This window comes from Pseudomonas sp. p50(2008), from assembly GCF_015351605.1.
Classification (GTDB): domain Bacteria; phylum Pseudomonadota; class Gammaproteobacteria; order Pseudomonadales; family Pseudomonadaceae; genus Aquipseudomonas.
The window spans coordinates 548,918-556,852 of sequence record NZ_JACMYF010000006.1 but is presented as its reverse complement, the minus strand read 5'-3'; the positions used below and the strand labels follow the sequence as shown (position 1 = coordinate 556,852).

General features: G+C 60.3%; 5 protein-coding genes. All 5 read left to right on the top strand.

Going from position 1 to position 7,935, the window contains the following annotated elements; genetic code table 11:
* The first annotated feature begins 281 nt into the window (after positions 1–281).
* The 5 genes from mrdA (at position 282) to qhpG (ending at position 7,912) form a co-directional block, all read left to right on the top strand.
* The gene (gene mrdA, locus H7698_RS19710) at positions 282–2,174 is read left to right on the top strand and encodes a penicillin-binding protein 2 (protein ID WP_194692545.1); all 1,893 of its coding nucleotides are present in this window, start codon (positions 282–284) and stop codon (positions 2,172–2,174) included.
* A 156-nt stretch (positions 2,175–2,330) separates the two neighbouring features.
* The gene (locus H7698_RS19705; RefSeq protein ID WP_194692544.1) at positions 2,331–4,235 is read left to right on the top strand and encodes a sigma-54-dependent Fis family transcriptional regulator; all 1,905 of its coding nucleotides are present in this window, start codon (positions 2,331–2,333) and stop codon (positions 4,233–4,235) included.
* On the top strand, positions 4,235–5,953 hold the full coding sequence (locus tag H7698_RS19700) for an ABC transporter ATP-binding protein (RefSeq protein WP_162440814.1): 1,719 nt from the start codon (positions 4,235–4,237) through the stop codon (positions 5,951–5,953). Before H7698_RS19705 ends, H7698_RS19700 begins: the two co-directional genes overlap by 1 nt.
* Positions 5,943–6,620, top strand: a complete 678-nt coding sequence (qhpE, locus tag H7698_RS19695) for a subtilisin-like serine protease QhpE (RefSeq protein WP_162440815.1) — start codon at positions 5,943–5,945, stop codon at positions 6,618–6,620. Before H7698_RS19700 ends, qhpE begins: the two co-directional genes overlap by 11 nt.
* Positions 6,617–7,912, top strand: coding sequence for a flavin-dependent monooxygenase QhpG (qhpG, locus tag H7698_RS19690; RefSeq protein ID WP_194692543.1), 1,296 nt, complete (start codon positions 6,617–6,619; stop codon positions 7,910–7,912). Before qhpE ends, qhpG begins: the two co-directional genes overlap by 4 nt.
* The last annotated feature ends 23 nt before the right edge of the window (positions 7,913–7,935 follow it).

The window sequence follows — 7,935 nt, the reverse complement described above, 5'->3', positions numbered from 1 at the left end:
AACGATGCATCGCCGATGGTAGTGTGGGGTTTCCCCATGTGAGAGTAGGTCATCGTCAAGATTAAATTCCGAAACCCCTGTTTGCTAACGCGAACAGGGGTTTTGTTTTGTCCGCAGGAAAGTGGCCCGACCTTCATTTTGGCCTACAGGGCCGGCCGTTAGAGGAAATCGAACTAAATCACGCGCGCAGTTTTTGGTATGGTGCAGCTCGTTTTTTAATGGACTGATTTCCAAAGCCAGCGGACCAGGCTTCCTTTCAAAGTCAAAGAGCCGCTGCAGAAATGCCTGAACCGATACCCATCAAAGACCACGAAAAAGAGACGCGCCTCGTCAACAAGCGACTCATGGCCTGCGCCTTGTTCGTGGTCGCAATTACCTGCGCACTGGTTGTGCGCATGTATGTCCTGCAAGTAGTCGAGTTTGACTACCACTCCACGATTTCTGAAAATAACCGCGTGCATGTATTGCCGATCACCCCGACAAGAGGGCTGATCTACGATCGCAATGGTGTAGTTCTGGCGGACAATCGACCCAGCTTCAACCTGACCATCACTCGCGAGCGCGCCTCTGATATCAAGGAAGAGCTGGATGAGGTCGTAAACCTACTGCACCTGCCTGCAGACGATCGCACATTGTTCGACAAGGCGATGAAGCAAGCCCGGCACCCATTCGTGCCCGTGACCCTGTTCTATGAACTCAGTGAAGAGCAAATCGCAGTGCTGGCGGTCAACGAGTTTCGTCTGCCGGGTATCGATGTAGAACCGCAATTCGTTCGCCACTACCCCATGGGCGCACACTTCGCGCATTCAATCGGCTATGTCGGCCGGATCAACGAGAAAGAATCCAAAGCCCTGGATACGGTGGAGTACCGCGGCAGCCAATCGATCGGCAAGACCGGCATCGAGAAGTTCTACGAATCGGAACTGCATGGCCACGTAGGTTACGAGGAAGTCGAAACCAATGCGCAAGGTCGAGTGCTGCGAGTGCTCAAGCACACTGATCCAATTCCCGGCAAAAACATCGTTCTGAGCCTCGACGTCAAACTTCAGGAGGCCGCCGAGGAAGCGCTGGGTGATCGTCGAGGTTCCGTCGTCGCGCTGGATCCATCCACCGGTGAAGTGCTGGCGATGGTCAGCAAGCCGAGCTTCGACCCTAACCTGTTCGTCACCGGTATCAGCTTCAAAGAATACGCAGCGCTGCACGATTCCATCGATCGACCGCTCTTCAACCGCGTCCTGCGGGGGCTCTACGCGCCCGGATCAACCATCAAGCCGGAAGTGGCCATCGCTGGTCTTGACGCAGGTGTAGTAACTCCACAGACCCGTGTCTTCGATCCGGGCTACTACCAGCTCCCGGATTTCGATCACAAGTACCGTAATTGGAACCACAGCGGCGACGGTTGGGTGGACATGGACGCAGCGATCATGCGTTCCAACGACACTTACTTCTACGATCTGGCCCACAAACTGGGTATCGACCGCCTGCATGACTACATGGCGATGTTCGGACTCGGCGAGAAAGTCTCTCTGGACATGTTCGAAGAATCCGCCGGCCTGATGCCCTCCCAGGCCTGGAAACGCGCGACGCGCCGCCAGCCATGGTTCCCGGGGGAGACGGTGATCCTCGGCATTGGTCAAGGCTACATGCAAGTCACACCCCTGCAACTGGCTCAGGCCACGGCGCTGATCGCTAACAAAGGCGTGTGGAACCGACCGCATCTGGCGAAGACCGTGGACGGTGTTGCCCCCGTGGACGAACACCCAATGCCGAATATTCTGCTCAAGGATCCGCGTGATTGGGAACAGGTCAATCACGGTATGCAGATGGTGATGCACGACGCTCGCGGCATTGCTCGAGCCGCAGCGGCGGGTGCCCAATACCGCATCGCCGGCAAGAGCGGTACGGCCCAAGTGGTCGCGATCAAACAGGGCGAACGCTACAACCGGGCGAAAACCCTGGAACGCAACCGCGATAACGCATTGTTCGTAGGTTTTGCCCCGGCTGAACACCCGAAGATTGTCATTTCGGTGATGATCGAAAACGGTGAGGCGGGCGGTCGCGTTGCCGGTCCCGTGGTGCGCCAGATCATGGATGCCTGGCTACTCGATCAAGACGGTCACCTGAAACCGCAGTACGCCACACCGAGCAAAGTCCCGGGCGACCCTCACGTCTGATCAGTCAATGCAGCGATCCGACGAAGAACGATCTCCCGATCTACCAAGTTCAACGCAAGTGCCATAAGGCACTTGCCATCCCCCTGACGTTAACGTAAAGATTGCGGCAGGGCGCTGAACTAAAATAAGCGCAAAGCGGACCGATCCGGAGCGCTGATGACGCTAATAAAAACCACATCCCCCAAGCTGCACCACGAAGCCCGGCTGGCCCGGGAAAAACTTCATCTGGAGGGCGAAGTCCCCGACGGCGTATTGCGCGCGGAAATCGACGCGTCGTGGCGCCGCAGCCTCGGCCATGGCGTGCATTTCAATGGCAAGCACGAGCTCGCGCTGGAATCGAGCGCCAGTCTGGAAGTCCTGCTGGCCAGTAATCGACTGCTGATTGACGCTGCATTGCCCGCCATCGACTACCTCGCTGAACGCCAAGGCAAGGAAGGCCTGATTATCCTGGCCAATTCCGACGCCACCATCCTTGCCGTCGAAGGTCGCGCTGATCGCCTCAAAGGCAGTGGGTTGCAAGACATTACCCTGGGTGCCTGCTGGAGCGAAGCCGCTCGCGGCACTAATGCGTTGGGCACTGCACTGGTCGAAGCCCGCCCGACGATGATCGATTGCGGCGAACATTACCTCGATCGTCTCACCGACTTTTCCTGTACATCGGTCCCCATTCATTGTCCGCAAGGCGACATCCTCGGCGTGCTCGACCTGACTCGCGAAGGTCCGCTCGGCCGTGTCCATGACAGCACTGCGCTGCTGGCGATGGCGGTAAGCCAGATTGAAAGCCGCGTGTTCAATGCCAGCTATCCAGACGAAATTGTCCTGGCTTTCCACAGTCGTCGGCAGTACCTCGAATCTCCCTGGCAAGGCCTGTTGGCGGTGAGCCTCGGCGGACAGATTCTCGCCGTCAGTGCCCAGGCTTGCCAGTTGCTGCACGCCGAGCGTTCGGCGCTGGTCGGTCGTCGTTGTGAAGAGTTTCTCGGCGTCGATGGCTTGCAACTGCTGTCGCGGTTGTATCAGGGCGGCATCGGCAGTCTGCAGACTGCCAAAGGCGAATTCTTCTACAAAACCCTGCGCGCACCACAGCGTTCGATCGGGGTCAGCACGCCCTCGCGCAGCGCCTCGAAAACCGCCAAACCCACTCCAGATCTGGAGTCCCTGGCCGGCAGCAATGTCCGTTACGCCAAGGCGTTGCGCATGGCCAGACAAGGTTTGGCCAATGAACTCCCTGTATTGCTGCTCGGCGAAACCGGCACCGGCAAGGAGGTCATCGCCCGTGCCCTGCACATGGCCGGCACTCGCTGCGACAAGCCCTTCGTCGCGGTGAACTGCGCCGCAATCCCCGAAGGCCTGATCGAGTCGGAGTTGTTCGGTTACCGTGAAGGCGCCTTCACCGGTTCTCGTCGCGGCGGCATGATCGGGCGTCTACAGCAGGCCCACGGCGGCACCTTGTTTCTCGACGAAATCGGCGACATGCCTCTGGCCCTGCAAGCCCGCCTGTTGCGAGTGTTGCAGGACCGAAAAGTCGCGCCACTGGGGGCGGGCGAGGAGCAGGACATCGACGTCGCACTAATCTGTGCGACCCACCGTGACCTCAAGCGTCTCGTGGAAGAAAAACACTTTCGCGAAGACCTCTTCTATCGGGTCAACGGCATCAGCGTGATGCTTCCGGCGCTGCGTGAACGTGACGATTTCGACGGGCTGGTATCGCGCTTGCTCACCCGTCTGGAGGCACCGACCGTCCTCCTGCATGACGACCTGAACCGTTTGCTCAGCGGCTATCACTGGCCTGGCAACATCCGCCAACTGGAGATGGTTCTGCGCACCGCCCTGGCAATGCGCGAACCGGGTGACACCGTACTCACCCTCGACCACCTGCCCGACAGCATGCTCGACGAGTTGAACGCCAGCGAGCGTCCGCAATCGGGCAGCATTCGCGAAAACGAGTTGGAAATGATTCGTCAGTCCCTGGACAGTCATCAAGGCAACGTCTCGGCCGCGGCCGACGCCCTCGGTATCAGTCGCGCGACCCTGTATCGCAAGCTCAAACAGTTACGTTCGTGATGCAGCGCCTGATCGTCCGGCTGATCGACAGCCAGAACCCCGAAGCCCTGCAAGCGGCACTTCGCTGGCTCTACAGTTTCGTGCGTCCGCACCGTTTGGCCATCGCCGGTTTGCTCGGTTTGTCGGTCTGCGCCTCGCTCCTGGTATTGGTGCAACCCTGGCTGACCAAGCTGCTCATCGACGATGGCCTGCTCGCGCGCGACTTCTCGATGCTGGTGCTGATCGCCGGCTTGATGATTGTCGCCGGCCTTCTGGGCACAGCGTTGTCGGGTATCAATCGATACCTGCACACGCGACTGTCCGGGCGGATTCTGTTTGCCCTGCGCGATGACCTCTACCGGCATTTGCAAACCCTGTCGCCGAGTTTTTACGGTCAGCGGCGCATCGGCGATTTGATGTCGCGCCTGGACGGTGATGTCGCCGAGATCCAGCGTTTCGCCGTGGATTCCTTGTTTTCGGCGGTATCGAGCGTGATCGGACTGGTGTGCGCCGTGGCCATGTTATTGACCCTGTCGTGGAAGTTGTCCTTGCTGGCACTAATACTGATTCCCCTCGACGTGCTGTGGCTGCGATGGATGCGGCGCAAGGTCGAGCGGGATGTGCGGCAGTTGCGCGAGCGTTCGGCGGACATGTCCTCGTTCATGGTCGAGACACTGCCCGTGATGAAGTTCATCCAGTCCGCCGGTCAGCAACAGCGAGAATCGCGGCGCCTGGAAACCCTGGGGCAGGGCTACATGAGCCAGTTGCTGCGCCTGCAGGTCACCGAATTTTTCACCCAGGCCGTGCCCGGCACACTGACGTCATTGTCCCGCGCCTGTGCATTTCTGATTGGCGGTTACTGGGTGGTGCAGGGCACCTGGCAGTTGGGTGCATTGATCGCGTTTTCCACCTACCTCGGTATGGCCGTTGGACCTGTTCAGAGCCTGCTCGGGCTCTATGTCGCCATTCAGCGGATGACCGTCAGCCTTGGTCGGGTGATGGAGTTGCGTGGTGAAGAACCGACTGTGCTCACCCCTCACTCGCCTAAGCCGATGCCTGCCTCGGGCGAGTTGCGATTCGACAATGTGCACTTCAGCCATCCCGGCCGGCCCACCACTTTGCGCGGCATCGAAGCGCGAATTCCCTATGGCCTGAAAGTGGCCCTGAGCGGTGGTTCGGGCGTCGGCAAATCAACGCTCATCGACCTGCTGCAACGGCATCACGATCCACAGTCTGGCCGCGTGCTGCTGGGTGACGTCGATTTGCGCGAACTGGACCTGTTCCAGCTGCGTCGGCGGATTGCGGTGGTCAGTCAGGACATCGTGCTGTTTCGCGGCAGTCTCGCTGACAACCTGGCTTACGCCGTGCCCGACGCCAACCGCGAAGCCATTGCTGAAGTCGCCCGCCTGGCCCAGCTCGACAGCCTCATCGCGTCTTTGCCCGAAGGTCTCGACAGCCCGTTGGGCGAGCGTGGCCAACAGTTGTCTGGCGGACAAAAGCAGCGCATCGCCATTGCCCGGGCGCTGCTGCAGGACCCGCTGATCCTGGTGCTGGACGAAGCGACGTCAGCGGTGGATGAGGCCACCGAGCGTGAAGTCATAGAAGCCATCGACCACCTGTTTGCGGGACGCACACGAATCCTCATCAGCCACCGTCCTTCAACCCTGGCCGATGCCGATCTGCGCTTTGAATTGCTCGATGGAGTACTCACCTCCAAGACGGTGCTGCATGAAGCCTGAACTGCGAATCGGTGTGGTGGACAGCGGCCATTCGGCGGCGCAAAGGGTGCAGGTCATCGCCGGACGACGCTTCTCGCTGTTGAACGATGGGCTGGTCGAAAGCGAGTTGCGCGACGATCCGCTGGGGCACGGTAGCGCGGTGATCGAAGCGATCGGCCGACGGGCTCCCGCGGCGGTATTTTGCGTCGGTCAGGTGTTCGACCAGCGTGGTGTCACCAGTGCGTTGCAAATTGCCACGGCCATTGATTGGCTGGTCACGCAGAACGTGCGCCTGATCAATCTGAGCCTGGGCCTGCGCCAGGATCGCAGCCTGTTGCGCGAAGCTTGCGCGGCGGCGGTGGCGCAGGGCGTTTTGCTCTGCGCTTCGAGCCCGGCCCAGGGCGAAGGAGTCTTCCCGGCGAATTATCCACAGGTGCTGCGGGTGACCGGCGATGCCCGTTGCGCCGAGCAGGAATGGTCGTGGCTCAACAGCGCACAGGCGGATTTCGCCGCGTGTGTGCATGGCACCTATCCGGGGCAGTCTGGTGCGAGTTTGGGGTGCGCGGCGTTGAGCGGGCACATCGCGAGCTTCCTGGTCGAGCAGCCGGCGGCGAGTAATGAGCAGGTAATCCAGTGGCTGCGTGAAAATGCCCACTACCGTGGCCCTGAAAGGCGCTTCGGAGCATGACCAGGATTGTCGTACTCGGCGCCGGGCCGGCAGGCGCCGCAGTGGCCTTGGGGCTGCGACGACTCGGTTACGCAGTCGCGCTCATCAGTGAATGGCGCCGCTTCGCAGCCCTTGAAGGGGTGTCCGTCAGGGTGCTGGAGGCCTTGCGAAGTGCAGGGCTTAATCAGGCGTTGGCAGACGCGGCGTTACCTTCCCAACGGCAGGTGTCGTGGAACGGCCAGCAGCATGCGCAAAATATCGAGTTCCTGTTGGACCGTCCGGGTTTTGACCGCGGTCTGCGTGAAGACCTGCGTCTTGCCGGCGTAGACCTGATCGAGGGACGGGTGTTGACCGTTCAGACCTCAACCGCAGGTCATCGCATAGAAATTGAAGGACATGAGGCACTGAACGCCGATTTCCTGGTGGAAGCCCGCGGTCGTCAAGCACCTGCGCTGGGCAAAGGCCTGCGCGGGCCGGAGACGGTCAGTCTGCTCAATCGCTGGCAAGGCCCTCCAGGCGATACCGCCAGCGCTGTGGAAAGCCTGGAGGACGGCTGGGCCTGGATGGCACGACGGGCCGACGGACAGTGTTACTGGCAATGGACGGTGGACGTGGCCAGTGCCGATCTGCCGGGCAAAGCGCAGTTACTCGATTACTGCCGTCAGCGACGTTCGAATTCGTCAGTGGCTCGAGCGTTTTTTGCCGATGGGCTGGAAAACGACCTGCAACTGCATGCTCGCAGCAGCACCGCGATTCTCAACCCGCAGGTCTGCGGTGATCACTGGATTCGAATTGGCGACGCAGCGATGGCGGTAGATCCGCTGTCGGGCAACGGGATTTTTCAATCGTTGTCATCAGCGTTGCAGGCGCCGACCGTGATCAACACGCTGCTGCGTAAACCCGAACGGGCCGCGTTGGCGCGTCAGTTTCATCAGCAGCGAGTGGAGCAGCTGTTCTTGCGATTCGCGCGGATCGGTCGGGATTTCTATGCCGATGAGCAACGCTGGCAGGACCGGCCATTCTGGCAGGCTCGGCGGCAGTGGCCGGATGCCGAAGTCGCGCATGCCGAGGTGGATTTCAGTTCGCTGAAAATCGCAACCGCGCCGGTGCTCAAGGATGGTTTTGTCGACGAGGCCGAGGTGGTCATCACCGCTGATCAACCCCTGGGCATCTGGCACGTTCAAGGAGTTGAGCTCGCGCCATTAGTGCGGCGGTTGAAGACCGAGCCGGCTGAGCAGGCGTTGGCAGGATTGACTGTGGAGCAGGGGCGGATGATTCGCGGCTGGTTATTGGCTCAGGGGTTTAAACTCTGAAATTCAAGTTGTCCTGCCTGGCC

Excerpts from the sequence above, each read along its gene's own strand:
- mrdA (WP_194692545.1), top strand. The coding sequence starts at position 282 with ATGCCTGAACCGATACCCATCAAAGACCACGAAAAAGAGACGCGCCTC.
- H7698_RS19705 (WP_194692544.1), top strand. The coding sequence starts at position 2,331 with ATGACGCTAATAAAAACCACATCCCCCAAGCTGCACCACGAAGCCCGG.
- H7698_RS19700 (WP_162440814.1), top strand. The coding sequence starts at position 4,235 with ATGCAGCGCCTGATCGTCCGGCTGATCGACAGCCAGAACCCCGAAGCC.
- qhpE (WP_162440815.1), top strand. The coding sequence starts at position 5,943 with ATGAAGCCTGAACTGCGAATCGGTGTGGTGGACAGCGGCCATTCGGCG.
- qhpG (WP_194692543.1), top strand. The coding sequence starts at position 6,617 with ATGACCAGGATTGTCGTACTCGGCGCCGGGCCGGCAGGCGCCGCAGTG.